Origin of the sequence: Nocardia sp. NPDC058114 (assembly GCF_042884695.1) — a bacterium.
In the GTDB taxonomy this organism is placed as follows: Bacteria; Actinomycetota; Actinomycetes; order Mycobacteriales; family Mycobacteriaceae; genus Nocardia.
Map to the genome: position 1 here is coordinate 24,307 of NZ_JBHVTK010000001.1, position 25,708 is coordinate 50,014.

At 64.2% G+C, this 25,708-nt stretch carries 24 protein-coding genes; 15 read left to right on the forward strand and 9 right to left on the reverse strand.

Annotated features, from left to right (window positions below; translation table 11 throughout):
• Window positions 1-37 precede the first annotated feature (37 nt).
• From ACFVVI_RS00085 to ACFVVI_RS00095, 3 genes are all read left to right on the forward strand, one after another.
• Window positions 38-1,396 carry a DUF2252 domain-containing protein gene (locus ACFVVI_RS00085; protein WP_387442034.1) on the forward strand — a complete coding sequence of 453 codons (1,359 nt, stop codon included), beginning with the start codon at window positions 38-40 and terminating at the stop codon, window positions 1,394-1,396.
• Window positions 1,397-1,472: 76 nt separating this feature from the next.
• Window positions 1,473-2,357 (forward strand): AAA family ATPase, encoded by an 885-nt coding sequence (locus ACFVVI_RS00090; RefSeq protein ID WP_387442036.1) that lies wholly within the window; start codon window positions 1,473-1,475, stop codon window positions 2,355-2,357.
• Window positions 2,354-3,769, forward strand: a complete 1,416-nt coding sequence (locus ACFVVI_RS00095; RefSeq protein WP_387442038.1) for a VWA domain-containing protein — start codon at window positions 2,354-2,356, stop codon at window positions 3,767-3,769. The genes ACFVVI_RS00090 and ACFVVI_RS00095 overlap by 4 nt, the downstream gene beginning before the upstream one ends.
• Window positions 3,770-3,901: 132 nt before the next feature.
• Here the strand turns inward: ACFVVI_RS00095 and ACFVVI_RS00100 are convergent, their stop codons facing one another.
• The gene (locus ACFVVI_RS00100) at window positions 3,902-4,363 is read right to left on the reverse strand and encodes a nitroreductase family deazaflavin-dependent oxidoreductase (RefSeq protein ID WP_378992076.1); all 462 of its coding nucleotides are present in this window, start codon (window positions 4,361-4,363) and stop codon (window positions 3,902-3,904) included.
• 31 nt (window positions 4,364-4,394) lie between these two features.
• The gene (locus ACFVVI_RS00105) at window positions 4,395-4,850 is read right to left on the reverse strand and encodes a carboxymuconolactone decarboxylase family protein (RefSeq protein WP_378992078.1); all 456 of its coding nucleotides are present in this window, start codon (window positions 4,848-4,850) and stop codon (window positions 4,395-4,397) included.
• A gap of 176 nt (window positions 4,851-5,026) precedes the next feature.
• On the opposite strand from ACFVVI_RS00105, the gene ACFVVI_RS00110 reads away from it, so the two are divergent.
• The gene (locus ACFVVI_RS00110) at window positions 5,027-7,516 is read left to right on the forward strand and encodes a tetratricopeptide repeat protein (RefSeq protein WP_387442040.1); all 2,490 of its coding nucleotides are present in this window, start codon (window positions 5,027-5,029) and stop codon (window positions 7,514-7,516) included.
• Here the strand turns inward: ACFVVI_RS00110 and ACFVVI_RS00115 are convergent.
• A complete protein-coding gene (locus ACFVVI_RS00115; RefSeq protein ID WP_387442042.1) occupies window positions 7,476-8,003 on the reverse strand; it encodes a DinB family protein in 528 nt (175 codons plus the stop codon). The genes ACFVVI_RS00110 and ACFVVI_RS00115 overlap by 41 nt on opposite strands.
• 89 nt (window positions 8,004-8,092) lie before the next feature.
• On the opposite strand from ACFVVI_RS00115, the gene ACFVVI_RS00120 reads away from it, so the two are divergent.
• Window positions 8,093-9,049: a helix-turn-helix transcriptional regulator gene (locus ACFVVI_RS00120; protein ID WP_387442045.1), complete on the forward strand. Its 957-nt coding sequence runs from the start codon at window positions 8,093-8,095 to the stop codon at window positions 9,047-9,049.
• Here ACFVVI_RS00120 and ACFVVI_RS00125 read toward each other — a convergent pair.
• The 3 genes from ACFVVI_RS00125 to ACFVVI_RS00135 all read right to left on the reverse strand — a co-directional run bounded on the left by ACFVVI_RS00125 (window position 9,041) and on the right by ACFVVI_RS00135 (window position 11,298).
• Window positions 9,041-9,694, reverse strand: a complete 654-nt coding sequence (locus ACFVVI_RS00125) for a hypothetical protein (RefSeq protein WP_387442047.1) — start codon at window positions 9,692-9,694, stop codon at window positions 9,041-9,043. The genes ACFVVI_RS00120 and ACFVVI_RS00125 overlap by 9 nt on opposite strands.
• A gap of 117 nt (window positions 9,695-9,811) precedes the next feature.
• Window positions 9,812-11,086: a hypothetical protein gene (locus ACFVVI_RS00130; protein ID WP_387442048.1), complete on the reverse strand. Its 1,275-nt coding sequence runs from the start codon at window positions 11,084-11,086 to the stop codon at window positions 9,812-9,814.
• A complete protein-coding gene (locus ACFVVI_RS00135) occupies window positions 11,083-11,298 on the reverse strand; it encodes a hypothetical protein (protein WP_056812051.1) in 216 nt (71 codons plus the stop codon). The genes ACFVVI_RS00130 and ACFVVI_RS00135 overlap by 4 nt, the downstream gene beginning before the upstream one ends.
• Window positions 11,299-12,261: 963 nt before the next feature.
• Between ACFVVI_RS00135 and ACFVVI_RS00140 the strand changes: the two genes are divergently transcribed.
• The 7 genes from ACFVVI_RS00140 (at window position 12,262) to ACFVVI_RS00170 (ending at window position 21,857) form a co-directional block, all read left to right on the forward strand.
• A complete protein-coding gene (locus ACFVVI_RS00140) occupies window positions 12,262-13,257 on the forward strand; it encodes a DNA cytosine methyltransferase (protein WP_387442050.1) in 996 nt (331 codons plus the stop codon).
• Window positions 13,258-13,301: 44 nt separating this feature from the next.
• On the forward strand, window positions 13,302-14,411 hold the full coding sequence (locus tag ACFVVI_RS00145; protein WP_387442052.1) for a DNA cytosine methyltransferase: 1,110 nt from the start codon (window positions 13,302-13,304) through the stop codon (window positions 14,409-14,411).
• Between the two features lie 163 nt (window positions 14,412-14,574).
• A complete protein-coding gene (locus ACFVVI_RS00150; protein ID WP_387442054.1) occupies window positions 14,575-17,130 on the forward strand; it encodes a Z1 domain-containing protein in 2,556 nt (851 codons plus the stop codon).
• On the forward strand, window positions 17,130-18,146 hold the full coding sequence (locus ACFVVI_RS00155) for a PD-(D/E)XK motif protein (RefSeq protein ID WP_387442057.1): 1,017 nt from the start codon (window positions 17,130-17,132) through the stop codon (window positions 18,144-18,146). The genes ACFVVI_RS00150 and ACFVVI_RS00155 overlap by 1 nt, the downstream gene beginning before the upstream one ends.
• Entirely contained in the window at window positions 18,143-20,137 is a 1,995-nt protein-coding gene (locus ACFVVI_RS00160) for a hypothetical protein (RefSeq protein WP_387442059.1), read from the forward strand. Before ACFVVI_RS00155 ends, ACFVVI_RS00160 begins: the two co-directional genes overlap by 4 nt.
• Window positions 20,137-21,033 (forward strand): hypothetical protein, encoded by an 897-nt coding sequence (locus ACFVVI_RS00165; protein WP_387442061.1) that lies wholly within the window; start codon window positions 20,137-20,139, stop codon window positions 21,031-21,033. The genes ACFVVI_RS00160 and ACFVVI_RS00165 overlap by 1 nt, the downstream gene beginning before the upstream one ends.
• Entirely contained in the window at window positions 21,030-21,857 is an 828-nt protein-coding gene (locus ACFVVI_RS00170; RefSeq protein ID WP_387442063.1) for a DUF6339 family protein, read from the forward strand. The genes ACFVVI_RS00165 and ACFVVI_RS00170 overlap by 4 nt, the downstream gene beginning before the upstream one ends.
• 24 nt (window positions 21,858-21,881) lie before the next feature.
• Here ACFVVI_RS00170 and ACFVVI_RS00175 read toward each other — a convergent pair whose 3' ends face one another.
• The 3 genes from ACFVVI_RS00175 to ACFVVI_RS00185 form a co-directional block, all read right to left on the reverse strand.
• A complete protein-coding gene (locus ACFVVI_RS00175) occupies window positions 21,882-22,121 on the reverse strand; it encodes an HNH endonuclease (RefSeq protein ID WP_387442065.1) in 240 nt (79 codons plus the stop codon).
• Between the two features lie 120 nt (window positions 22,122-22,241).
• Window positions 22,242-22,847, reverse strand: coding sequence for a GNAT family N-acetyltransferase (locus ACFVVI_RS00180; protein WP_387442067.1), 606 nt, complete (start codon window positions 22,845-22,847; stop codon window positions 22,242-22,244).
• Window positions 22,844-24,115 (reverse strand): helix-turn-helix domain-containing protein, encoded by a 1,272-nt coding sequence (locus ACFVVI_RS00185; RefSeq protein ID WP_387442069.1) that lies wholly within the window; start codon window positions 24,113-24,115, stop codon window positions 22,844-22,846. The genes ACFVVI_RS00180 and ACFVVI_RS00185 overlap by 4 nt, the downstream gene beginning before the upstream one ends.
• A gap of 188 nt (window positions 24,116-24,303) precedes the next feature.
• On the opposite strand from ACFVVI_RS00185, the gene ACFVVI_RS00190 reads away from it, so the two are divergent.
• The 3 genes from ACFVVI_RS00190 to ACFVVI_RS00200 all read left to right on the forward strand — a co-directional run bounded on the left by ACFVVI_RS00190 (window position 24,304) and on the right by ACFVVI_RS00200 (window position 25,602).
• On the forward strand, window positions 24,304-24,561 hold the full coding sequence (locus ACFVVI_RS00190) for a hypothetical protein (RefSeq protein ID WP_387442071.1): 258 nt from the start codon (window positions 24,304-24,306) through the stop codon (window positions 24,559-24,561).
• Window positions 24,558-24,881, forward strand: a complete 324-nt coding sequence (locus ACFVVI_RS00195; protein ID WP_378654995.1) for a hypothetical protein — start codon at window positions 24,558-24,560, stop codon at window positions 24,879-24,881. The genes ACFVVI_RS00190 and ACFVVI_RS00195 overlap by 4 nt, the downstream gene beginning before the upstream one ends.
• Window positions 24,882-25,134: 253 nt before the next feature.
• A complete protein-coding gene (locus tag ACFVVI_RS00200; RefSeq protein WP_387442073.1) occupies window positions 25,135-25,602 on the forward strand; it encodes an NUDIX hydrolase in 468 nt (155 codons plus the stop codon).
• The last annotated feature ends 106 nt before the right edge of the window (window positions 25,603-25,708 follow it).

Sequence of the window (25,708 nt, forward strand, 5' to 3'; positions counted from 1 at the left end):
CCTTGCCGTGGTGGTCCAGTAGCGCGAGACTTGCTCGATGACGACGGTTGAGGATTTCGATCGGCAGGCGGCGGAGGTCGGTAAAGCGGCGCGGAAGCGGGTTTCTCGTACCGCGTTGGGGGAGTGGAAACCGGAGCCGGGCCGGGAGGACCCGGTGGCGATTCTGCTGAAGCAGAACGCGAAGCGGGTGCCGAGCCTGGTGCCGATCCGGATGGCGCGAATGGCGGTATCGCCGTTCACCTTTCTGCGTGGTGCCGCGGCGGTCATGGCCAATGACCTCGGATCCGGTCCCGATACCGGGCTCATCGTGCAACTGTGCGGTGACGCGCACCTGTCGAACTTCGGGCTCTTCGGCACTCCTGAACGCAATCTCGTGTTCGATGTGAACGATTTCGACGAGACGCTGCCCGGCCCGTTCGAGTGGGACGTCAAACGCCTGGTCGCCAGTGTCGCGGTCGCGGCGCTGGGCAACGGCTGTTCGGATGAGGACGCGGCCTCGGCGGCGGAGGCCACCGCCCGCGGCTATCGCGAGGGCATCGAGGCGATGGCTGAGCAGGACAGTCTCGAGATCTGGTACGACCGGGTCGACTCCGACATGGTCCTCGAGCTGGTCCAGAAGAAGAAGGGCCGCAAGCTGGCGGAGAAGACGATCGCCTCGGCCAAGAAGCGCACCAGCCTGCAAGCGCTGGACAAACTCACCGAACCCGATGCCGACGGCATTCCGCGGATCAAGAATCAGCCGCCACTGCTGGTACCCATCACCACCCCTGACGCGGCGACCGTGACGGCGCTGTTCGCCGAATATCGGCGCACCCTGCCCGACCACATGCGCGTGCTGCTCAACCGCTACACCTTCGTCGAGGCCGCCGTGAAGGTCGTCGGGGTCGGTAGTGTCGGCACCCGGTGCTTCATCGCGCTGCTGATGGACAAGGAGTCCGGCGCTCCGCTGTTCCTGCAGTTGAAGGAGGCCGACACGTCGGTGCTGGCGCCGTATCAGAAGGCGAGCCGGTACAAGCACCAGGGACATCGCGTCGTCGCCGGTCAGCGCTTGATGCAGGCGTCGAGCGACATCTTCCTCGGCTGGGCCACCGGCCCCGAGGGCGTGCATCACTACTGGCGTCAGTTCCGCGACATGAAGGGCTCCGTCGATATCGACAATCTGACCCACCGGCAACTGTCCAACTATGGCGCCGTCTGCGGTGGCGTGCTGGCTCGGGCCCACTGTCGCTCCGGTGATCCGCTGGCCATCGACGCCTATATCGGTGGCAGCGAGAAGTTCGACACGGCTCTGAGCGATTTCGCGATGTCGTATTCGGATCAGAGCAAAGCCGACTACGGCCTGCTACAGGCCGCGATCAAGGACGGCCGGGTCGAGGTGGCCGACAACCCGTACTGAGGCCGAACAGGCGGCGTCGGAGCTACAGGGGCTCGCGTCGCCGCCATCTCGGCAACACTCGATACACTCATTACCGATGAGTAACTTCTTTTCCTCGGTGGACCAGGTGACCGACCGGCTGACGGCCGCCGGTTACCTGCCGTCCCTCGATATCGCGACTGCGGTCTTTCTCGCCGATCGCCTCGGTAAACCGCTGCTGATCGAGGGTCCCGCCGGTGTCGGCAAGACCGAGCTCGCCAAGGCGATCGCCGCCGCGGTGAGCGCCGAGCTCATCCGTCTGCAGTGCTACGAGGGCGTGGACGAAGCTCGTGCCCTGTACGAGTGGAACCACGCCAAGCAGCTGCTTCGCATCACCGCCACATCCGGCGAGGACTGGGACAGCACCCGCGACCACGTCTTCACCGAGGAGTTCCTGCTCGCCCGCCCGCTGCTGGCGGCGATCCGCAACCCCGACCCCACGGTTCTGCTCATCGATGAACTCGACAAGGCCGACGTGGAGCTCGAGGGTCTGTTGCTGGAAGTCCTCGGCGACTTCCAGGTGAGCATCCCCGAGCTCGGCACGGTCACCGCCGTCCGCAAGCCCTTCGTCATCCTCACCTCCAACGCTCACCGCGACCTGTCCGAAGCGTTGAAGCGCCGCTGCCTGTATCTCCATATCGACTATCCGACAGCGGAGTTGGAGAAGGCGATCGTCGCGCTCAAAGTCCCCGAGCTGGATGCGTCGCTGGCCGAACCGGTGGTGGCGACGGTGAGCGCACTGCGGCAGCTCTCGCTGCGCAAAGCACCCTCGATTGCCGAAACTGTCGACTGGGCAAGAACTTTGGTCGCGTTGGGAACGCGGACGCTGACCGGCGGCGTGGTCCGCTCGACACTCGGAGTCCTGCTGAAGTATCAGTCGGACCATCGCGTGGCCATCGACCGTCTCGGCCTCGACGATCAGACGGACGGCAGTGTGCGGTGACGAGCCGCGATCACCTCGGCAGCTCGGCGCCTGTCGCGGCAACGGATTCGCGCTTCGCACCCACGGGCGCTCGGCTCGTCGATTTTGTCACTCTGCTGCGCGAGCACAACATTCACGCGGGCCCCAGCGAAACCATCGACGCGGCCGCGGCGGTGGTAGCTCTCGGCACCACCGACCCCCGCGTCCTGCGCTCGGGCCTGGCCGCCTGCTTGCTGCGCCGCAATGGCCAACGCAAGGTCTTCGACCAACTCTTCGACCTGTACTTCCTCGGCGTCTCGCTGCCACCCGTGCGCCCGAGCGAGAGCGCCGAGGACCTGCGCGAGCGTCTGCTGGCCACCCTCGTCCAAGGTGAGGACACTGCCGAGCTGGCCCGCGAAGCACTCGACACCTTCGGCGCCTACGGCGGTGCGGGGGAGAGCGCGGGCCGGGTCACCCAGGCTTCGGGCGCCGGCTGGTCCTCCTACCTGACGATGAAATCGCTACGCCCGGATGAGATCTCCGAGCAGCTCGCCCGAACCATGGGTGGCTCGGGGCAGTTCGATACGGCGGTGCGCACCATCGAGGCCCGTCGCCGTGTCGACCAGTTCCGCACCGATGTGCAAACCGAAGCACGCCTGCGTTCGGCCGAACTGCGCGGCACCGACTACATCGCCCGGCGCGGCGTCGAGAACTCCGCGGACCGAACGGATTTCCTCGGGGCTCGCGAACAGGACCTCGCCGAGATGCGCCGCCTGGTGCACCCACTGGCCCGCAAGCTCGCCTCCCGGCTGGCGGTGCGCCGCAAGAAGGCGGTGCGCGGTCAGATCGATCTGCGCCGCACCCTGCGCCGATCGATGGCCACCGGTGGTGTCCCGGTCGATCCGGTGCTGCGGGCCCGCAAGCGCGGTCGGCCCGACCTCGTTGTGCTGGCCGATGTTTCGGGCTCGGTCAGCGGTTTCGCCGAATTCACGCTGCAATTGGTGCAGGCGCTGCAGGACCAGTTCAGCAAGGTCCGCAGCTTCGGTTTCGTCGACACCTGTGCCGAGATCACCCAGTACTTCACTCCCGGTGAGCCGCCGTCACCGGGCTTCGCGCAGGACATCGTCCGTGAAGGTGGCGTCGCCCGGTTCGGATCCAGCAACTACGGCGAGGTCTTCCAGGGTTTCGTCGACCACTATCTCGACGCTGTCGGCCCGCGTACGTGCGTCCTGATCCTCGGCGACGCCCGCACCAACCGCACCGATCCGAATCTGGCCGCGCTGCAAGCGATCACCGAGCGAGCGAAGGCCGTCTACTGGCTCAACCCGGAGCCGTCGCGCTCCTGGTCGACCGGCGACTCGGCCGCCGAGGACTACACCGACATCGTCACCATGCACGAATGTCGCAATGTAGCCCAGCTCGCCGAGGTGATCGGCAGACTGCTGCCCGCCTGATTCAGCTCGGCTAGGTCGACGCTGACTGTGGGCGATGGTCGCGCCGAGGCGTCCTCGTGGGGCGCTCGGTCCCCCGTGCCTGCCGAGAAGTCTGAAACGCCTCGGCAGGCCCTCTGCTTTCGACACGAGCGTTCAAGCGGTGGCCGCCAGCCGCACGACCGCGTACTCCCGGCCCGCCTTGGCCTGGTACTTGTCGTAGCGGGGCTGGGCTGCGGCGATGTGGTCCCAGGCCGTTGCCCGCTCGGCGCCGTCGAGTACCCGAGGCGTCACGGCGACCGGGTCGCGGTCGGGCAGCTGGACGGTCGCCTGATCGGGATGGCCCATCAGGTTGAGGAACCAGTCGGGGTGCCCGTCCTTGCCGCCCGAGGCGACCAGCAGCCAGGAGTCGTCCTCGCCGGGGAACCAGCTGATCGGGGTATCGCGTGGCTGGCCACTGCGGCGGCCGACCGTGTGCAGGATCAGCACGTCCATTCCCATGAAGGTGCCCTTGCCGCGCCGGATCTTGCGGTTCATGCGCGCGTTCATCCGGTGCTGCATCCACCGGGAGAACCCGCCGTGTGAATTACTCTTGCTCGCTTGCTGATTCGCGGACATCGTCATTGTTCCTTTCGAGGAGAGGGGCGCCTCAGCCCCAGGCGCCGGCGATCTGACGGGTGGTGGCATTGAGCCGGTTGAACATGTTGGTGACGCCGATCATCAGCACGATCGAGGCGAGCTGCTTCTCGTCGAAGTAGCTGGCGGCGCTGTCCCAGATCTCGTCGGTGACCGCGTCGGGACGGTCGGCCAGCCGGGTAGCGGCCTCGGCGAGTTCGAGGGCGGCGCGCTCCTCCTCGGAGAAGAAGGGGGTCTCGCGCCAGGCGACCACGGTGGCGAGGCGGTCTTCGCTGACGCCCGCTTTGCGTGCGGTGGTGGTGCCGCCGTGCACGCAGGCGCTGCACCCGTTGATCTGGCTGACCCGCAGGTGCACCAGCTCCAGGATCTCGCTGTCCACGCCACCGGTCTCCACGGCCTTGAGTACCTGCTGGATGGGGCCCATCGCGTCGGTGAGGACCATGGCGGGGTTCTTCATCCGAGACTGCATGTCGTTCTCCTTGTTCGGTGTTTCTCCGCTGCTTGCGGTGTGACCCAATAACAGCCCGTCCGGCGCTGGAACAGAATGGCTGTGGGACACTGTGGGACAGCTGAAAACGGCCCTGACCACCGGCTTGTCCGTCGTGAGATTTCTGGTTCAGGCCGGGACAACGGGAGTGGAATACGGTGGTTGTGCAACAGCAGACGGCACGGGCGTACCCGCAGGACGAGCTCGCTTCGCGCCTGCGCCTGATCCAGGAACTGTCCGGTCGTGGCGTGCGCGCCCTGGCCCGCGACACCGGCCTGAGCTCGTCCTCGCTCTCGCGCTATCTCAGCGGCCAGACGGTCCCGCCGTGGCCGGCGGTCATCGAGCTGTGCCGCCTGGTCAAACGTGACCCGCGCCCGCTGCGTCCCCTCTGGGAGCGCGCCAACAACCCTCTGCCTGCCCCGCCGAAGACCAGCCGCCAGCCGGCCCCGCCGAGCCCGCCGGCCGACGCCCCACCGCCGCCCCGCAACGACCTGCCCCGCGACGTGCCCGACTTCACCGGCCGCGAGCAGGCACTGGCCGAGGTGATCGCCGCCGTGCGTGCCGATCGCGTGGTCGCCATCGACGGCATGGCAGGCGTCGGGAAGACCTCACTGGCCGTGCACGCCGCGCATCAGCTCACCGCCGAATACCCAGACGCCCAGCTGTACCTGGACCTCCACGGTTTCACCGACGGACGTCAGCCGCTCGACCCCGACGCCGCCCTCCGTGCGCTGCTGGCCGCGTTGCAGGTCCCTTCGGAAAGGGTGCCGCAGGACGGGGGAGTCGAATTGCGCGCCGCCTGTTGGCGTTCGGAGCTGGCGCGGTTGCGCGCTGTCGTCGTGCTCGACAATGTCGCCGACGCCGCGCAGGTCAGCCTCCTGTTGCCGGGTGCGGGCGAGTCGGTCGCCATCATCACCAGCCGCAACCGGTTGCTCGAGCTCGACGAGGTCCCGCCGGTGACCCTCGACGTACTCACTCCCGAAGAGAGCGCCGAACTGCTGGTGCGGGCCAGCGGTGACGCACGGGCCGGACGGCTCGCCAAGGAACCCGAGCAGGCCGCCGAAGTGCTGCGCCTGTGCGGCAATCTCCCGCTGGCGTTGCGCCTCGCGGCCGCTCGTCTGCGTCATCGCCCGGGTTGGTCGATCGGCATTCTCGTGGAGCGGATGTCCGAGGGGGCAAGCGAATTCGACACCGCCTTCGGCATGTCGGTTCGTCAGCTGAACCGGGACCAGCGTCGCCTGTTCCGGCTGCTCGGCCTGATCCCCGGCTCCACGTTCACCGATTACGTCGCCGCCGCCGTGGCCGACGTCTCGCTGCGCAGCGCCCGCGCCATGCTCGAGGACCTCCTCGACGCGCACCTCGTCCAGCAACCGGCTGACGGCCGCTACCGCCTCCACGACCTGGTCCGCCAGCATGCCCGCACCGCCACCTTCGAACACGACACCCCCGCCGACCGTGAACGCGCACTACACCGCATCCTCGACTACTACGTGCACACCGCGGCCGCCGCCGACGGCGCCATGCCGTTCCTGTCGCCGACCCGCCCGGTCTCGGCCGGCGCACCGCCCGCCGAACTGCCGCGGTTCCCCGGCCGCGACGCCGCGTTCTTCTGGTTCGTCTCCGAGTACACCAACCTGATGGCCGTGTTCTACGCCGCCGTCGAAGTCGGCGCCGACACCCACGTCTGCGAATTGCCGCGCTTCATGCGCGCGTTCTTCGCCCGCCGGTGCGGCACCACACATCTCAACGCGCTCTTCGAGCAATCCCTCACCGCCGCACAGAATCTCGGCGACCCACGCCAACTCGCCGAAGCTCACAGTGACCTGGGTTTCGCCCGATACAACGCAGGGCGGATGACCGAAGCGGCCGCCGCGTACGCCGCGGCCGCACCCCTGGTGGCCGCAGTGGGTGACCCGCTACCCCGAGCCGAACTGACGATGCGCTGCGCCCAATTGCGCTGGGACGAGGGCAGTATCGAAGAACCACTGGAACTGTTCCGCCAGGCCCGCGACCTCTACACCACCGGCGGCTGCCCGACGAGCGCCGCCGACGCCATCGCCAGCGAAGCCTGGGCCCTGCTCCAATTGGGTCATCGCGAACAAGCCGTCCAACTCGCCCGCGAAGCCCTCGCGATCCCCGCGGTCAACCCCTCGCTGCAGGCCCAGATCACGCTCGGCGTAGCGATCGCGGCAGACGAACCCGCGCAAGCTCTGGACCACCTCGACCAGGCCCTCGCCCTCGCTCGTGAGGACGGCCACAAACACAACGAAGCCTGGTGCCTGAACTGCCGGGGCGTCGCCCTGCGTGAAATGGGTCGCTACGACGAAGCCCTCGCCGGCCACCGAGAGGCCTTCGCCCTCTTGGACGCCCTTTTCGAAGACCACTGGAAGATCCACTTCCTCAACGGCTACGCCGAAACCTGCCGCCTCGCAGGACTTCCCGAACAAGCCCTCGACCTCTACCGCGAAACCCTTGCCCTGGCACCGAGACTGGGACACCGCTTCGAGGAGGCGACAGCCCACCAGGGCATTGCCGACGTTCTCGACGCGACGGACCCGGCTGCCGCCACCGAACACCGTACGGCGGCCGAGTCCCTGTTCGCCGAGATCACCCCATCGACTTCGCTCCGTCCAGCGATTCACGAATGATGTCGGCGTGCCCGGAGTGCTGGGCGGTCTCGGTCATGATGTGCATCAGCGTGCGGCGCGCGGTCCAGCGTCCGCCGGGCTCGAACCACGGGGCCTCCGGCAGGGGCTGACTCACGTTCAGATCCGGGAGGGTGCGCACGAGCTCGTCGGTGTGTGCGGCCACCCGCTCGTACTCGGCCAGGACGCCCTCGAGCGTGTCGCCCGGCAGCATCCGGAAGATCTCGCCCCACTGCGCGATCTGTTCCTCGGTCATCGAGGAGAAATCGGGGGCTTCCGTGGGCCCGTTGAGGATGAAACCCGCCCAATTCGCTTCCACCGCGGCCACATGCTTGATCAGTCCGCCCAGACACAGCTCGCTGACGGTCGTGCGCAGACCCGCCTGCTCGTCGGTGAGGTCGCGGACAGTGAAGCGCAGGAAGTGGCGGTGCTTGGCGAGCATCTCGAGGATGTCGGTGCGCTCGGTGTCGATCTGGGTGCTCGTGGTCATGTCCGGATCCTTTGCTTGTCGGTGTTGTGAAACCCAAGGTAGAACCCATTGCGGCCAGTTTCTGACCGCAATTGCGAGATACTCGGAATATGGCCGATACGAGCGCACGCACCCTCCGACTGCTGTCGCTGCTGCAGACCCACCGGTCCTGGTCCGGCACGGAACTGTCCGAACGCCTGCGTGTTTCGGCCCGCACCCTGCGCCGCGACATCGACCGCCTTCGCGAACTCGGCTACCCCGTCGATGCCCGCCCCGGCGTCGACGGCGGCTATCAGCTGGCCGCGGGCGCGGCCATGCCACCCCTGGTCCTCGACGACGACGAAGCCGTCGCCATCACCGTCTGCCTGCAAGCCGGTTCTCAGGGTGCGGGCGACGGCCTGGCCGAACCGTCCATCCGCGCACTCGGCAAACTGGTGACCGTCCTGCCCACCCGCCTACGCCGCCGCGTCGACGCCTTACGCGCCATGACCGAATCCACCGCCTGGACCGCCGTCCCCCTGTCCGACGTGGACCCCGCCGTCCTCACCGATCTGGCCCTCACCTGCCGTCGCGAAGAACGCCTGACCTTCACCTACACCGCCGCGGACGGCCGCACCAGTACCAGGGAAGTGGAACCCCACCGCCTCGTCTCCCTGGGCCGGCGCTGGTACCTCGTCGCCTACGACCTCACCCGCCACGACTGGCGCACCTTCCGGGTCGACCGCCTCACCGGCTCCGCGAGCACCGGCGCCCGCTTCCGCCCCCGCACCCTTCCGGCCCCGGACGCCGCCACCTTCGTCCACAACGCCATCGGCGCCCGCCGTTCCGGCTATATCGTCACCGCCGAAATAGCAGCCCCGGCCACCGACGTCCACGCCCGAGTGGGCCGCTGGTGCGCCATCACCGCCCTCCCCGACAACCGCACCCACATAGAAATGACCGTCGACAGCCTCGACTGGCCGATGCTGGTGCTCGGCAAGGTAGAAGCGAATTTCCGCGTCCTCGGCCCACCGGAACTGGTCGAGCAGTTACACGAATGGGGAACCCGCTTCACTTGCTCAACGTAGCGGGTTGCCCGGTCGGTAGGCGCCCTGCGGTGGCTGGTTCGGCTGTTGCCAATGTCCTTGTGGTGCACCGTAACCACCTGTGGGAGGCATTCCGGGTCTGGGCATCGGGTAGGGCTGCATCGTCGGCGCGCCGGGGGCCCAACCTGCCGGGCGCCGATCAGCGCCGCCTCGACACCACCGTTTCGTCGACGGCAGCACGGCCAGGACAACAGTGATCACCGGAAACACCATCATGAGCAGCGAAATTGCCCAGGGAATGTCGACGTCGGCCCCGAGTATCGAGTCGATGCTGGAATTCCCGAGTATCGCTTCCAGCTGCCGACTCAACGGAAACCGGTAATCCATGAGCTGGATGACCGTCGACAGAGCTCCGAGCGCATACGTGCCGATCACGCCGAGACAGCCCAGAACCACGAGCACGCGCCCCGGGTTGCGCTTGCGGAAGATCAGGATGGCCCCGGAGACCAGCATGATCGAGGCGACCAGGTCGATCACCAACAGCACCGCCGTCACGATCGACGCCCATCCCGGCACGAGCCCCCACGCGAGCCACCGCGCGTCGAAGCGCAGCGTGTTCACCACGTACATGACGACCCCGCCGAACGCCGCGAACCCACCGAGCAACGCCAGGATCGCCGCGGTCACCGCCGTTCCTCCGGTGGTTGGGCGCTGGGCGGGAGCGGGATACATGCGGGTCCTCCTGGAAATCAACGGTCGATGTCCGATATACCCACTTTGTCGGACTCGCACGCGGATGTCGCGTCACCCGTTGCGATAGCGCCCCTTCTGCCGCCGCTGATAGAACAGCAGATCCACCTCCACCGGCTCGACCAGCGCGGTGATCTCGGCCAACCGCGAGTCGTACCTGAGCTCGGTGATGCACCGGTGCAGATAGGCCCGCCGCTCCGGCCCCAACTGCGCCCAGATCGACCCGAACCGCGACTGCCCCCGCTCCCCAGAAACCGCCACCAGATCGAGTAGCGCAGGCCAGCAACCGGTTTCGGTCGCCCGCGCGGGCAACTCTGCCACCGCGGACTCCGAGAGCAAAGCCAGCGCGTACCCCACAGCGCTCCTGACATCGTCATCCATCCGCGACATCAACGTGAACAAGCCACGCCAACTCTCCGCATCGCCGCGCCCATCCATCGGCGCGACCAGATCCACCCCGACATCCGGATCGCTGAACACCGGATTGCCGACCAGCGTCCACAGCCCCAGCGGCGTGAGATACCCAGCCAGCGTGAGGAATTCGGGAACCGCCCCGAGCGCGAGCGCGTTGCGCACCAACCGCGCGACATCACCGGGCTGCGCATTCCCGAACAGAATGTCACCGACTCGGCGGATCACATCGGGCGCGCACCGGGAAAACACCGACAGCGCAGCATGCTGCAGGTCGGGAGAACCCGCCAACACCGTCTGCGTCATCCGCGGCACCCGCCGATGCGGCCCATCCAGCAGTTGGCGAACCACCGCACTGAGCACGTCGACGTCGTAGGAGAACGCAGCCGAGAAGATCAGCCCCGCGTCATCGCGCACCCCCGCCTCGACCGCGGCGATCAATTCCGGTGTCGCACAGGACAAGAACGGACCGGCTGTCACATAGTCCTGCCGCCGCAGCAACTCGTTCACGATGTCGACGATCGGCCCCGGCGCCATCTGATCGGCCAGTTGCTCGATGGCCCGTGGATCGAGATAGGGCGCACAATCCGCCGCGTACCCCGCCTCGAGCATCGTCAACGTCTCCGCCGCCTTGCCCGGATGATCCAACCCCACCGACCCCGCCGCCCGCCCCGTCATCATCGGCGGAACCAGCTTCTGCACCAGCGGAATCGAGATCGTCAACGGAATGAACGGCACCAGCGCGCTGATCCGCCGAAACGTGTCCGTGTGCTGATCGAACAACACCCCCGAGATCTGCTGATGCAACGCATGCAGCCGATCGGCCCCCAGATACCGCAGGTGATCCAACCGCTGCGGATGAACATGCAATGTCCGAGCCAGCAGAATCAACTGCGCCCGCGTAGTCAGGTCCGTCATCTGCCGCCGAACATGATCTTCTTCGTCACCCGGCGCAACGGCCGCGGCAACGCGGAGACCATCGAATCGATGGACTTGTCCAACGCGGCCGCCTCGAACGTACTCGCGGCCCTCATCAACTCGAACAGATCCCGAGCCTCATCCGCCGGCAACTGCTCCAGCGCGGGCAATGTCTCCGGCAAGCCACCTTCACGGTCACTTCTGACAGTCATGCGGCTCCTGGGTAACGCGATCCTCTACTCCGAGGGTCCCCCTTCCCGCCGCCACGCGCCAGAACTTCGCCGAATCACTGTGCATGGCAACGAAAACCCCAGCCCAGGTACATGTGAACAGACGTACCACTATTTGGTAACGCGCGACTGCCCGTCCCGCTGGGAGTGGGAGAGCGGAGGGAGTGCAGGGGTACCCCGGTACCGCGAGGTACGGATGCACCCGTGACGCGAAGTCCGCCGGTCGGTCGTCGCTACGGTCGTTTGGTGATGCACGCCCGCCGGGCATTACTCGGCAAGGGCCGGGACTGGGTTGCTGCACAGAGTCAGGAACACCCAGGGAAGCCCTGGTATCCACGCCACCAACCACGGTGGAGCCGTCCGAGTCCGCCTTTACCGGCCGACCCTGTGTCATCGGAATAGATGCATCGGCCCCTCTGACGGGCGACGACTGCGCGGGTAAGGCGCATCACCCGCACAACTCGCCCGGGCGCACAGCGGCAAGGGGGAGGTTGGCGGAGACGCCAGAATCATCGGTAGGCTTCCTGCCTACGGCGGTGAGTCTGCTGGTACCAGATTCTCGCCCAGGGCCTCGGCGGTGTTAGCGCACCTCCGGGGCCTGACTTGTGCGCCGACCGTACCATAGCCGTCGGCTATCCAAGAAACGTCGTCAAATCCTCAGACCACCGATCCTGGTCTGACACAGCCCTTTTCCATCCTTTGGGTGGAGGCCAGGGCACTCCCCACTCGGCCAGCGCGGCCTGCGTGAACCCACCCTTCGACGTCTCGTTGGCGATCAGCTCATCCGGAGAGACGTACCGCGTCGGCACCCATTCGGTCACGGCATCAAGTATGGCCAGGACGCCGGTGTTGTCCGTCGTGGAACGGTATTCTTGGTCGAGTTGCAGTCATCATGACGGCGAGGGGGTGGCGATGAGGGGTGAACCAGCTCACGGTACACAAAGCTTGCCGCGGACAAACCGCCTTACCTCGGTGGAGTTATGCGCAGGTGCTGGTGGACTTGCGCTCGGACTGGAACAAGCCGGATTCGACCCGCTGCTCCTGCTCGATAACCGCGACGTGGCATGTGAAACCCTGCGAGCAAACCGTCCTGGCTGGAATGTGTTGCACAAGGACCTACTCCAATTCGAGCCCAGATTCGAACTGCCGGGACACCGTGAAATCGATGTCATTGCCGCGGGACTTCCGCGGGTGAAGTCGGCAGCTACGGCATCGCGACCCAGGGGCAGCAGTTGGGAGCTGGAACTCTTCGAGACGACCGCACGGCTGACGGTGGAATTGCGACCGCGTGCATTGCTGATCGAGAACGTCCCCGACCTCCTCAAACGTGACGAGTACGAGTCGAGCAGGTCCCGCGTTGCCAAGCATCTCGAGGACGCGGGATATGAGCACTGCTGGTTGTTGTTGGATGCCTGCGAGTTTGGTGTACCACAGCATCGCGAATACGCCGTGATGGCTGCCGTGCGGGAAGGCGGGATCACGTCCTTCATCGAGGGCTTACGCCCGTTCCCTCCTGCGCCAGGGCTGACAGTGGGGGCTGTGTTAAGGGCATCGATGAGTGTCAACGGGTGGCCGCAAGTAGGCGAGTGGGCCGCCCAGGCCGACGTCATCGCACCGACGATCGTCGGCGGCTCATGGGATCGGGGTGGTGGAGATCTTGGGCCGCAGGGATCGGTTCGCGCCTGGGCGAAGGTCGGAGTCAACGGACGAGCTCTTGCCGACAGCTCACCATCGGCAAACTTCGTGTGGAACCCATCGCAGGGACCCGCCCACATGCTCAAGCTAACTGTCGAGCAGGTCGCAGCTTTGCAGGGATTCCCGTCGTACTGGACGTTCGAAGGGCGGAAGACTGCACGATATCGCCAGGTTGGCAACGCAACGCCGCCGCCTTTCGCCTGCGCGCTCGGCGTTGCCTTACGGTCGGCCCTGACGACGCTGTGACGGCCATCGCGGGGGCCGCTGCCGCAGAGCTAAGATTCCGAACCATGCCCAACGACCCACAACAGACCTTGCCGTGTCGAGCGGACATGGTCGATCTGTTCGCCGGGCCTGGTGGTCTCGATGTTGCAGCTCGGTGGTTGGGTCTTGACGTATATGGGTTCGAGTGGGACCGAAATGCGTGTGAGACCCGGCTCGAGGCGGGGTTGAATTTCACGCCCCACGACGTCCGCGAATTCGGCCCAGGTCATGTGCCTGGCGCGTGGATTCTGGCGGGTGGCCCGCCATGCCAAACCTTCACAGTTGCGGGCTCCGGCGCGGGCAGGGATGCGTTGGCCAAGGTGCTGTCGTTCGTCCGGCGGATGGCAGCAGGCGAGAATGTCGCCCGTGAAGTCGCCCGTTTGGACGATGAACGCACCGGTCTGGTTCTCGAACCGCTCCGCTGGGCGATGGATGCGGCGAACGCAGGTACGCCTTACAAAGTCATTGTGCTGGAACAGGTTCAAGCCGTTTTGCCTGTGTGGAAGGAAATGGCCCGGGTTCTGGAAGATAGCCTCGGATACCACGTCGACTATGGGGTTCTACGCACTGAAGAGTTCGGTATACCGCAATCGCGCAGACGTGCGATCCTCATCGCGAGCCTCGACGATGACCGCAAACTGCCTATGCCGACGCATCGCAGATACCGCAAGGGTGTGGACCGGTCTGAGGGGAATGCATCGCTGTTGCCGTGGGAGTCAATGGGTGAGGCGCTCGACCGCGGCGGCCCGTTCAAGGTGATCTCGAACTACGGGACGGGTGGCTTCGCTAAGCAGCGTGGTGTCCGTACCTCGGACCAACCATCGGCCACGATCACAGGGAAGGTATCGCGCAACAGGATTGTCGACCTTGAAGGTAACCCGCTTGAACGATTGACACCGTACGAGGCGGGTCGCTTGCAGACCTTTCCAGCGGACTACCCATGGTCGGGTAAGGAGGTTGCGCAGCAGATCGGCAACGCGATGCCGCCGGTTCTGGCATTGCACGTGCTCGCGGCCGCGCTCGGCTTCAAGGTGAGCCACGAAGACGCCAGAAAGGTGGTCGATCGCCCCTGGCTCGACACCCGAGACTCGGCGCCGATCGACCATCTGCAGCGAATGGATCGCCTGTTCAGCTGATGGTGTAGCGAACTGCTGTTGCCCACCGATAGCCCACATCGACCGGGTAACAACTATCGCACTCACTTCCAACTGGTCGGAACGAGCCGATACTGTTACCCGCAACGCGGGGGAGCGAAACCTCCCATCGTCGACCGAGGGTTAGCGCAGGTGGGAGCATCCGATGAGTGATCTGATCGACAGCCAGTACGACGTGTTCAAGTCCTTCTTGGACAAGGACACCCCAGTCGAGGCGATCAAGAAGCTCCGGCTGTTCGCCTCCGAAGACGTGATCAAGCGGATCATGGAGCGCTACGACGAGGACATGGTTCGGATCAAGGAGATGCGCGAGCCGCACTCGGTGGTCATCGACAACTACGAAACCTGGTATGCGGGACCGCATCCGGATGACAAGCTGTGGCCGGCGATCGAGGACGATCTCATCAAGCAGGGGTGGCCGAGGGATCCGGCCATCAACAGTCTGGACGACTCGTCGACACGGATCGTGTCGTTGCTCCAGCATCCTCGGAAGAACGAGTTCTCCACTCGGGGTCTGGTGGTCGGCTACGTGCAGTCCGGCAAGACCACCAACTTCACCGCAGTGATGGCGAAGGCTGCCGACCGCGGCTACAAGCTATTCATCGTGTTGGCCGGCATCCACAACGGCCTGCGCCGTCAGACCCAGGCGCGACTCATTCAGCAGCTGGTGGAACCGAACCCGACGTTGTGGACGCAGATCACCGACCTCGATCGCGATTTCTCGCCGACTGCCAACCCAGCTAGCTTCTTCGGGAAGTCGAACAAGACCCATGTGCTGTGCGTGGTCAAGAAGAACGCCACGGTGCTGCGCAAGCTGGTCAAGTGGTTGGGTGACGCTTCGGAGTACCTGTCAGACTGTCCCGCATTGATCATCGATGACGAGGCCGACCAAGCGACTGTTGCGACCAAGTCGATCAACCCGCTGATCCGTCAAATCCTCAACACGCTTCCCAAATCCGCCTATGTCGGGTACACGGCCTCGCCGTTTGCGAATCTGCTCATCGATCCATCAGCAGACGATCTCTATCCAGAGCACTTCATCGTGAATCTGCCGAAACCGCACGGACATTTCGGCACCGAGGTGCTGTTCGGCCGCTATGCCCTCGATGGCGAAGACCCGACAGACGTCGACGATGGCTACGACATGATCCGCAATGTTCCGGACGATGACGTGGCGCTCGTTCGCCCGAAGACCAGGGCAGATGCCGAAGATTTCTACCCGTCGATCACCGACACGTTGCGGCGCGCCGTTCTGTACTTTTGGCTGACGACGGCCGCCCGTCGGATTCGCGGTAGCGGAAATCCGCACTGCACCATGCTGATTCATACCAGCGTGCGAACCGCTGTCCACAACAGCTTTCGTGACCCGCTGATGTTGCTGCGTGCCAGGGTCGCGAACAATCTGTCTGACTCCGCCTTGCGGCGCGAACTACGCGACCTGTGGGACGAGGAGACGTCGAGGGTTCCTGCTGTCGAGTTCGATGAGAAGCTGGTCTCATTCGATGAGCTCGCCTCGGAATTGGCTGGTGTTCTGCGTGATTGCCGGATTGTGATGGACAACTCCGAGAGCACTGACCGTCTCGACTACGAGAACGGCCCGGTTGTCGCTATTGCGGTGGGCGGCAACACTTTGTCTCGCGGACTAACTCTGGAAGGCCTGTCGGTCAGCTACTTCGTTCGGACAGTCTCCACCTACGACACCCTCCTGCAGATGGGGCGTTGGTTCGGATACCGGAACGGATATGCGGATCTGCCGCGCATCTGGATGACCGAAGAACTCGAGGATTGGTTCCGTCACCTCGCGACGGTCGAGACCGAGATGCGCCGCGACATCGACGTTTACATGACCGAGGACAAGACTCCGATGACCTTCGCGGTGCGACTGCGGACACACCCGTCGCTCCGTGTTACGGCTGCAGCGAAGATGAAGGATGCTGTGTCGGCGCTGTCCTCCTACGGCGGGCAACGAGTTCAGACCCGATACTTCCGCAAAGACGCCGACTGGCTGCTGGGTAACCAGGCGGCGGCGCGGGCGCTCGTGAAGGCGGCGCTCGGCAGCAGTCGAGCCGAAGGAAACGGCGCGGATGGCCGCTACCTGATTCGCGACGTGCCGAGCGAGTTCGTTCTGGACTTCCTGCGCGACTATCAGTTCCACGAGAAGTCGCAGGAATGCGACGCGAAACTGATGAGCGGGTACATCGAGAAACGAATCCGCAACGCAGGCACCCTGCGGCGGTGGAACATTGCAGTCGTTGGCAAACCAGCCGCAGTAGAGCAGAACCTGTTCGACTTCGCGCCAGGAGTCAGTGTGGGCCGGATCGTTCGTTCGCAATTCGCATCCGGTATCGACCATACGGACATCAAGACGTTGATGAGCCGCAGAGACGCGGGCCTCGATCTCGACGGGATCACTTCTGCCACAACGGAAGGCGATATCGCCAAAGCCCGCAAGGCGCAGCAGCCAGATGCCGGTCTTGTGGTGTTGTATCCGATCGACAAGGTGTCGGAACCCGAGCCGTCGAAGGACAAACGCGAGCCACTGAACGCGCCGGAACATGTGATCGGCGTCGGCCTCGTGTTCCCATCGCCGGCCAACGACGACAGCACTGTCGCTTGGGAATCCGACTACATTTCCGCTGATCTTTCTGGTGTCGAGATCGAAGAGGAGGATTTCAGCCTCCTCGACTCCGAGGACATCTGATGCTGAACGATCTGAAGGAAGTTCTCGACGATCAGTGGCGGCGGCTGGAACGGAGGCCGAGCGCCGAAGCATCCGTCGTCACTGTGTCCGATCTTCCGGTCCCGACAGCGAATGGGTCATTGGCCGCAGGCCTGGACAGCGAAGGAAGCCGCCATCTGCTCGTACCGATCGGTGCACACCAGGTCGTGCGGAAGGGTCTCAACGGCCCGGTTCTGCAGCTGCGCAAGCGAACGTTGGAACACGATGGGCGAGTGCAGGACTACGCTGATCTCACCTGCCTCCGTCGGGATTTGAACGATATCTTTGCGACCCTGTGCGCAGACATTCTCGTTGCCACCGAGGAGTCTTCGGGGAACCCGGTGAAGGTGCTGTACCGCGTCCTCGATCGCTGGCGCGCCCTGTTTCTCAATCCCGGGCCACCACTGGGGACACAGCAGCTCGCCGGACTATTCGGTGAATTGGTGGTGCTGGAGATCCTGCTCGAACATGACAGCGGTGCGATCCAGCTGTGGAAGGGGCCGACTGGCCACCGGCACGACTTCGCGACGAGCGTAGGCGCGCTCGAGGTGAAAACCACGACGAATCCGGATGGGCGATCGGTACGTATCCACGGCCTGGACCAGTTGGAGCCACCGCTCGGCGGCATCTTGGGATTGGTGTGGTTGCGGCTGGAGGCCGACGTCCAGGGCGGTATAGGTTTCCTCGAACTGATCAAGCGTGTGCTGGATCTCTCCGACGACGAGAGCGAGATCCTCACGCGCCTCGCGGCTGTCGGCTATCGCGCCGCCGATAACGATCACTACGTACATTCGCGGTACTCGATCAACGAACACCATTGGTATAACGTCGATGTCGCCTTCCCGAGGCTCACGACCGTAGACCTGGCGGCCGCGTCGATCTCCACCAACGTCCGCAATGTCGACTACACGATCGACCTGTCCGGCGAATCACCTGCTCCGATGGAAGCCAATGACGTCGAGAGGCATATCAAGGTAATGCTCGAGGCATCCCGATGACGGCACCTGCCTGGGTCTCCCAACCATTTCCACCCGACGGCGCGAGCGCTGCGGAAGGTATCAGGAATCAGCTGGGTAAGCCCGAGCTGGATCATCTGACGATCCTGGTCCGCGAATCGGCACAGAACAGTTGGGACGCGCGCCAGGGAGACGGAATTCCGGTCGACTATCGCATCGACCTGCAGACTGTCAGTGCGGCCGATGCCCCTGCATGGCGCGATAACCTTCTGCGCAAGGCGCCCGCCAAGCAGCGGCTACCGTTGCGAGATGCGCTGCAACAGCCCACAATTCGTGTGCTGTCGATTTCCGATCGGGGCACGCGTGGTCTCGGTGGACCGACACGAGCTGACGCAGTCACCGACCAAGGCCGCGATTTCGTAGCATTTCTTCGTAATATCGGCGAGCCACGCGATCGGGCATTGGGTGGCGGAACCTATGGCTTCGGCAAGGGAATCCTCTATCTCGCATCGGGGTCAGGCACGATCCTCGTACACACCCGCTGCCAGTACCAGGGGAAATACGAGACCCGCCTGATGGCTGCCGCGTTATGGAAGAGTTACGACGCCAAGGAAAGCGACCGCGAACGCCGGTACACCGGTAGGCACTGGTGGGGAGACGCATCAGGTGACGTGATCGAGCCATTGGTCGGGGATGCGGCCGACGCGATGGCGCGCAAGTTGGGTCTTCGCCCGTTCGGGGCGACCGAAACCGGAACGACGATCTCGATCCTGGATCCGAACCTGGACGGCAGTGAACCGTCCGATATTGCTCGGTACCTGGCAGAGACCATCGTCTACCAGTTGTGGCCGAAAATGCTGCCCGACAGCTTCGGTGTGCCGCCGATGCGGTTCTCGGTGACCTGTGACGGCATCGAGTACCCGGTCCCTGATCCAGCCCGAATGAAGACCCTGAAGCTGTTCGTCGAGGCCTACCGGAAGATGGTCGGCAGCGGTGCCGACGAGCTCCACTGCAGGCGGCCCAAGAAGCTGCTCGGACGCTTCGGATTGCATCAGACGGTTGCCCTTCGATTCGAACCGAGCAACGCTGAGCACATGGCCGGTTTCGAAACCGGCATGGTGCATCATGTGTGCCTGATGCGACCGGCCGAGCTCGTGGTCACCTACTGGCCAGGACCGAAGCCTGCCAGTGAAATCTCCGCCTATGCAGGGGTTTTCCGTGCTGACAAAGAGCTCGATGATGCGTACGCGAAGGCCGAGCCACCGACGCACGACAATTGGAACTATCAGACGCTTGACCACCCTGAGTATTCGTTCGTGAAAATGACATTCACACGGATGAAGGAGGAGATCGACAAGGTCATCGGGCCCCGTGGAAGCGCCGGCGTCGAGGTGGCGCAAGTATCCCTCGGTGCGGCAAGCGACCGCCTGTCACCCCTCGTCGGTGGTGTCTGGGGCATCGGGTCGGCAACCGACTACGGCAGGCCCGGCGATACCGCGCCACCGCCGCGAGCTGCACCGAAACGGCGGCCTAGCGGGAGGCGAGACGATCCCGCAGAGTCCGATGACCTCGACACTTCGGAAGCGTTCGAGTCCGGCGGCTTGGGCGAACCCACCGTGTCGGACGGCGGCGCTCGAGTCGGTGAAGCGGCCGATCACCAGCCGGGACAGGCTGCGAGGCAGGTGTCTGCCCGTCGTCGTCGGCCCAAGATCGAGTACGTCGGTGATCCCGAACCTGACGAGCTCTGGGGGCATGGCGTTGTAGTGCAGCGATTCAAGCTGCCGGTGCCGATCGCACAGCGGGTCAGCGCGGACGTTGCTGTTGCGTTGAACAGTGAAGGTGGGCTCGAAATGGACCCGCCCATAGGCGCCGAGATGCCTGGCCTCGTGGGCTGGGAAGACCCGCATGGTGAGGTCCACACGACACCCAGGTACGTCATCGAGGGTGGCGACGGCGGTGTGTGGAAGGTTATCGTCAAGCCCGCCCCGGACACGATGACCGATATCGTCCTGTACACCGAGGCGGTCAGCTGATGGCCAATCGTGTTCTGCCGTATAAGAAGCCGACTGCCGGCGTGATCCGGGCGGGGGAGTGGCTACTGACGATCGGTGATGAGGAGATCCCATTGCCGGATCATCTCCCGCACTGGGACTACCAGACGAACCTGCCGCTGCGACGGATTATTCGCATCGATCTCGAGCGAGCGCTGGCCGAGTCGATGCTCGCTCCCGGTACCGAGGTGGCGTTGGCAGCAGTCTGGACATCCACCGGGTCCAAGCTGCGCGGAACGGTGTCACGAGTCATCGTCCCCGCCAACGGCGAGGTCGAGCTGCGGGCGGATCTAGTCGGAGCAGATTTGGGTGGCGTGTTGATGCTCGACACCGTACTGGTTCTGGCGCGCCGCAGACATGGCACCGATCGGCCCGTCGCGCCCCGTCGTGCAGGATCTGTGCTGTGGAGCGATCGTGCGCAGATCCGGCTGCAGGGTGACGCTCCTCAGTTCCCCATCGCTATTGTCGATTTCGAGCAAACCAACTACCCCGGTGATGCCGCCTGGCACCTCGAGATCGGTACAGACCTCGATGTCGCCACGATGGGGTCACTGCTGCTGCTGGTCAATGAAAAGAAGACACTGATCGCTGAAGCATTGCAGCGGGCAGGAAGTCCTCGACTGCAAGACAAGATGGCGCTGTCGATGCTGTACGCAGATGTGGCACGAACCATGGTCGACCACTCGCTGCGAATCAGTGAATTCGACGACGACGCGACATATATCGACGAGACTCTGGGAGCCACTCTGCAGGAGTTGTTCGGTCGTCTGTTCCCCGGCCGGTCCATCACCGACATCCGGCTCGCCGCGCAAGAATCCCCGAACCTCTTCGCTTCACAATTGCAGGCAGCGGTAAAGATTTTCGAGGGGGTCGCATGACACTCCTCTATCCGCGACTCCTTCGTCACCGCGCGAAACTCCTTGCCGCGGAATACAAGGAACTCGGTCCGATCGAGTTGAACAGTCGTTGGTCGCTTGCCGACAGCTCCGCGGTGTTCGTCGCAACCGGTGGTACCCGGATCGAGCAGTCCAAGCTCCAACTCCTGCGCGACATCGTCGTCGACTTGGCCAAGGATTCCGGGTTTCCGGAACCACCGGATGTCAAGCAGAAGAACAGCTTCGATCTGCGACTTGCCGTGGCGCTGCACAGCGAGATGCGAATTTCGCCCGCCGAGGCGGCCTCCGGCGATGTCTGGGCGTTTCTAGCGCTGATCGTTCTTCCTGATGTCGCGCACTGGCGCTACCCGAAACCCCCTGGCGATCGGGTTCTGAGCTCTGATCTCACCCGCCACGTCCTCGGGCGCATGTGGTGGAGAGCCCAACTCGTGTATGCCCCCGCCGATTCCGACCCATACACCGCGCTCCACGTGCTCGGCGAAGCAGCATTCGACCAGATCTACGCCCGGCGCGCCGCGCTCGGCGGCAGCCCTCACCTGATCCAATCGATCCTGCGGACCTGGAAACAGATGAACTTCGCCGGCCCCGACCTCACCGAACGAGACGTCCTTCGAGACTTCCTCAAACGACTCCTACGCTTGGCGCCGTTCGTGGTCTTCGAGGCGCTGGATAGTCGAGCGCTGGACGAGGAGTTGCTCGCGATCGCGAAGGAAACGGTGGTCGGCTATCTGTCGTTCGGCGGACGGGTGCCTGCAACTGAGGTGGAATCCCGAGCGGCGCAGGTCTTCGTCAGCGCGATGGCCTAAATTCTCCACGCTGACGTAGTGCGATCATCTAGCGCCGGACTTGGTTCCAGATCTGACCAAGGCGCGTAGCTGGTCCGGCGTCAGCCAAGGAGACTTGCGGTGGATCATGCGGTGGCAGTTGGCGCACAGGAGGATGAGGTCGCTTGTTCGAGTCTCGGTGGCCCCGGATACATGTAGCGGCGTGACATGGTGGCATTCGGTGTAACAAGACCCTCGTTCGCCATAGACCGTCTCGAAGTCGAACTCGCAGATCTTCAATCTCACTGACGACCAACATGCGGCCGTACGGAGCGGGGTCCAAGTATATTCATCGGAGTTCTAGTTGGAGACTGTGGTTGGTGAAGTTTCGGCTCCGGGTCGGCTACCGTGGCGACCGGCAGTCAGCTACGTTGACGCGGCGCCACGAATGGTGGTGTTCCGGCCGGCGAGTGCCATCAGCAATACGTCGAAGGTCGGTGCGTCCGGCCACGACGGGGTCAGACGTCCTACACGGTCCCAACCCCAGCGGCGATACGCGGCGTACGCCCGGTCGTTCTCTGGCTCGACCAGCAGCGTCGCACGATCTTCGGTGCGGCCTGCGAGTAATTCGTCGTGTAGACGATGGGCAAGGCCGCGACCTGCATAAGATTGGTCGACCATGATCTCGCTCAGCGCGAAAGTTCTTGTGCCGCTCTCACGAATGAAATCTCCGTTGGCAGCGAGCGGACCATCGAGGGTGAGGCCATCCCACCATGCGGTGTTGGGCGTCAGCGGCCAGCCCCAGGTCTGGCCAATCGAGACATCGTTCAGGTAGGCGATGACGAGTTCGATGCCGCTCTCCCGTGTTGGATCGGTGTAGGCGTCGAAACGGTGCATGAACGCCTCCGGCGAATCGAAGGTATGCCCCGAGTCGATAGCCTCGCGGTAGGACCGGCGGTAGATGTCTTCCACAACGCTGCGATATTGGCGCGAGGCGGCAGCCGAGTAGTGGGTGAAATGCAGTCCGTTCACGCTGTGAGAACGCTCCGATCGAGTTGGTCGTAGCGGTCGGCGAATCCAGAGTCCTTGGCGGCGTGGAGCGCTCGAATCGGTGCCATCGTCCTCAGGGTGCGGGTCGATCCGATCGCGTCGAGAGTGTCTAGGACCGATTGACCCGTCGAGAGTGCTTCACGGGTATCCCCCACGGAAGCAAGAGTTGCCGCGTGCCAGGCACGGGTGTTCGCCTCGTTGCGCACGCTCTGACCCTGTAGTGCGCGCTCGTAGTGGGTTAGAGCGGTCCGATAGTCGCCGAGGTCGCTGTGGCCACGTGCCTCGTGTCCCGCCAACTCCGGCGGATCGACAAAGCGCAGCCAACGCGGACAGCGCCCGAGAATCTCGGAGTTCAAGGCTGTATCCATCGCGGCGTGTGCCTTGCTCATCGCGGTTCGGAATCCGTCATGGTTGCCGACTTGCCCCCACGCCTGTGCTTGCCGGACGGCGATCAGCGCGTGCACTCGGCCAGGATTCCAATGCTGTGCCAGACGATCCGCCCGACTCGCATTTTGCAGCGCCAGATGCGGATTGCCCATGCCTTGACGGGACAGCGCGATCTCTTGGTTCGCCGAATAGAGCAGAGCGTGAACGGCGAGTTCATCATCGCCGGAGCGCACGGACATCTCTAGGGCCGTGCGATAGCAAGACCGGGCCAATGCGTGTTGATCGGCATCGTATGCCAGCCATCCTGTAGTGACGGCGAGGTTGCCCACCGCGCTGGCGGCCGCCGCGCCTGTTGCCTGATCACAGTGGCTCTCGTCAACCTCGCGACGGGCATGGGCCAACGCGGAGCTCGCGGCCTTCACCAATCGAGCTCCTCCTTCCCGCTGGTCGCGTTGTTCGAGTTCCTCGGTGTATTCGATCCATGCTCGCACCTCGGAGAGTCCGATTCGCGGTCGTTCCACCACTGGGCCGCGGCTGGCTGCGGGGCCGACAAGCGAGGCCGCGCTCGCGGTGGTTGCGATTCCGAATTGCCGACGGTTCACGTCGTCCTCGCTCTCCGTGTCCAGCGCCGTGAGCGCCAACTCCATTCGGCGAAGTTGGTCGGCGGCAAGTCGAGCAAGTTGTGTGTCGAGCGCGGCCGCTGACGCGCCACGAACCGGCTTTGCCTCGGTTGCCCGGTACTCCCACTTACGAATCGTGACGGCCTCGAAGCCCAGTCGCTCGGCGAATGCCGGCTGGCTCTCTCTCAGTGCATCCACCCGGAGCGCCCGGACATGCGCTGCCGTCCACCTGCCGACGATCATCGTCGCCCCCTCGCCCTTCTTGGTAATCGATGGATCGGGTTCATACCACCTTCGTATCGGGCTCGGCGCTGTTCGGAACCTGCCAGGCCCGCCACGCTGGAAGACGTTCTCGTCCACCCTCTTCCAACGTCGTATTGCCAGGCTACGCGGGCAAATGTGAGAAGAAGATACATTCCAGGGAGACAACGATGTCCACGGTCGACCAAGCACTCGTCCTTCGCATCCTGCAACCCGGCGGACAACTCACCGACCGCCAGATCGCAACCGTTACAGCGCTGTCCATCCGCCGAACCAGGCGAGCATTGCGCACCCTCCACCTCGACGGACTACTCCGCCAGGTCACCTACCGGGCCGCTTGGGAACTATCGCCCTGTGGTAGTGCGTACACGGCTACCCTGACCGGTCAGGCCATGCTCGACGTGCCACGATCGGCTCTCGCCGGATGAAACCGGTCGCGATCGGATACCTGCGCTCCGATCTCTCCGGATCCGCGCAGAACTGGGATGAGATCCGACTTCGTTCACTGGCAAAGCGATTCGGATACGACCTCGCGAAGACGATCGTATTCGACGCTCGAACCCAGAACCCGATGAGCGAGCTGATCGGCATTGCTCAGCGGACCAAAGCCGAAGCCGTGTTCACACCCCACCGTCGACATCTCGGCACTGATGTCCCCGACCTGCTCGTCCGCACTTGCGACGTCATTACCGTCGATGACCAGATGACCTATGCGAGGTCCTATCTAGGTGGCAGAAGTCCGAGCTGACTCGGAAATTCATCGAGTCTGCTTTGCAAGCGCTAGCGCACCGTGTGGTTGCCGAGGCTCCGTCCGGGCGTGACTGAACGTCCGCGACGCGATCCACAATCTGGTTGTCCAACGTCATATGATCTAGGGGCGACGGCGGAGACGTTCGCTGTCTGCCGAACGGCGGCAATCCGACCAGCCCTTTCGGATGTTGATGGCGTGGCAATAGCATGCGACGAGCGCGCGATTGACCGCGCCATCGAAGGGGCCGAGTATGGGCAGAATCGAGTACTACCACGATCCGAAGGCGCCGAAGCCGAATTCGCTTGTGGTGGCCTGCAATTTGTTGGTTGTCGATGGGGCCGGGGCGATCCTGCTGCAGCGTCGGCGTGATACCGGGCAGTGGGCGCTGCCCGGCGGAGCCATGGACTTCGGCGAAACCGCGGCCGAATGTGCGATCCGGGAATGTCAGGAGGAATCGGGCATCACAGCTGAGATCACTGGATTCCTGGGTATTTACAGCAATCCCCACCACATTGTGGCCTACAGCGACGGTGAGGTGCGGCAGCAGTATGAGAACACCTACATCGGGCGACCGGTGTCAGGTGAACCGACGATCAATGATGAAGCCGATGGCGTAGTGTATGTCGCCCCGGATGACTTGGGCGCCTACGACATCCACCCGAGCATGCGGCAGCAGATCGGTGACTTCCTGTCCGGAAGCTATCCATATCTCGGCTGATTCGCCTTCGCTTGTTCGATTATTGTCGCAGCGAACCAAGATTGCCGGCCCTGCGCGTTGAATGAATCTGCCCACCAATGTGTCCGGTTCGTAGCGGCCGACGATC

Excerpts from the sequence above, each read along its gene's own strand:
- ACFVVI_RS00135 (WP_056812051.1), bottom strand. The coding sequence starts at position 11,298 with ATGACTGTCAGAAGTGACCGTGAAGGTGGCTTGCCGGAGACATTGCCC.
- ACFVVI_RS00100 (WP_378992076.1), bottom strand. The coding sequence starts at position 4,363 with ATGTCCGCGAATCAGCAAGCGAGCAAGAGTAATTCACACGGCGGGTTC.
- ACFVVI_RS00190 (WP_387442071.1), top strand. The coding sequence starts at position 24,304 with ATGTCCACGGTCGACCAAGCACTCGTCCTTCGCATCCTGCAACCCGGC.
- ACFVVI_RS00120 (WP_387442045.1), top strand. The coding sequence starts at position 8,093 with ATGGCCGATACGAGCGCACGCACCCTCCGACTGCTGTCGCTGCTGCAG.
- ACFVVI_RS00130 (WP_387442048.1), bottom strand. The coding sequence starts at position 11,086 with ATGACGGACCTGACTACGCGGGCGCAGTTGATTCTGCTGGCTCGGACA.
- ACFVVI_RS00145 (WP_387442052.1), top strand. The coding sequence starts at position 13,302 with ATGCCCAACGACCCACAACAGACCTTGCCGTGTCGAGCGGACATGGTC.
- ACFVVI_RS00105 (WP_378992078.1), bottom strand. The coding sequence starts at position 4,850 with ATGCAGTCTCGGATGAAGAACCCCGCCATGGTCCTCACCGACGCGATG.
- ACFVVI_RS00160 (WP_387442059.1), top strand. The coding sequence starts at position 18,143 with ATGACGGCACCTGCCTGGGTCTCCCAACCATTTCCACCCGACGGCGCG.
- ACFVVI_RS00150 (WP_387442054.1), top strand. The coding sequence starts at position 14,575 with ATGAGTGATCTGATCGACAGCCAGTACGACGTGTTCAAGTCCTTCTTG.
- ACFVVI_RS00115 (WP_387442042.1), bottom strand. The coding sequence starts at position 8,003 with ATGACCACGAGCACCCAGATCGACACCGAGCGCACCGACATCCTCGAG.
- ACFVVI_RS00170 (WP_387442063.1), top strand. The coding sequence starts at position 21,030 with ATGACACTCCTCTATCCGCGACTCCTTCGTCACCGCGCGAAACTCCTT.
- ACFVVI_RS00200 (WP_387442073.1), top strand. The coding sequence starts at position 25,135 with ATGGGCAGAATCGAGTACTACCACGATCCGAAGGCGCCGAAGCCGAAT.
- ACFVVI_RS00085 (WP_387442034.1), top strand. The coding sequence starts at position 38 with ATGACGACGGTTGAGGATTTCGATCGGCAGGCGGCGGAGGTCGGTAAA.
- ACFVVI_RS00185 (WP_387442069.1), bottom strand. The coding sequence starts at position 24,115 with ATGATCGTCGGCAGGTGGACGGCAGCGCATGTCCGGGCGCTCCGGGTG.
- ACFVVI_RS00155 (WP_387442057.1), top strand. The coding sequence starts at position 17,130 with ATGCTGAACGATCTGAAGGAAGTTCTCGACGATCAGTGGCGGCGGCTG.
- ACFVVI_RS00195 (WP_378654995.1), top strand. The coding sequence starts at position 24,558 with ATGAAACCGGTCGCGATCGGATACCTGCGCTCCGATCTCTCCGGATCC.
- ACFVVI_RS00165 (WP_387442061.1), top strand. The coding sequence starts at position 20,137 with ATGGCCAATCGTGTTCTGCCGTATAAGAAGCCGACTGCCGGCGTGATC.
- ACFVVI_RS00090 (WP_387442036.1), top strand. The coding sequence starts at position 1,473 with ATGAGTAACTTCTTTTCCTCGGTGGACCAGGTGACCGACCGGCTGACG.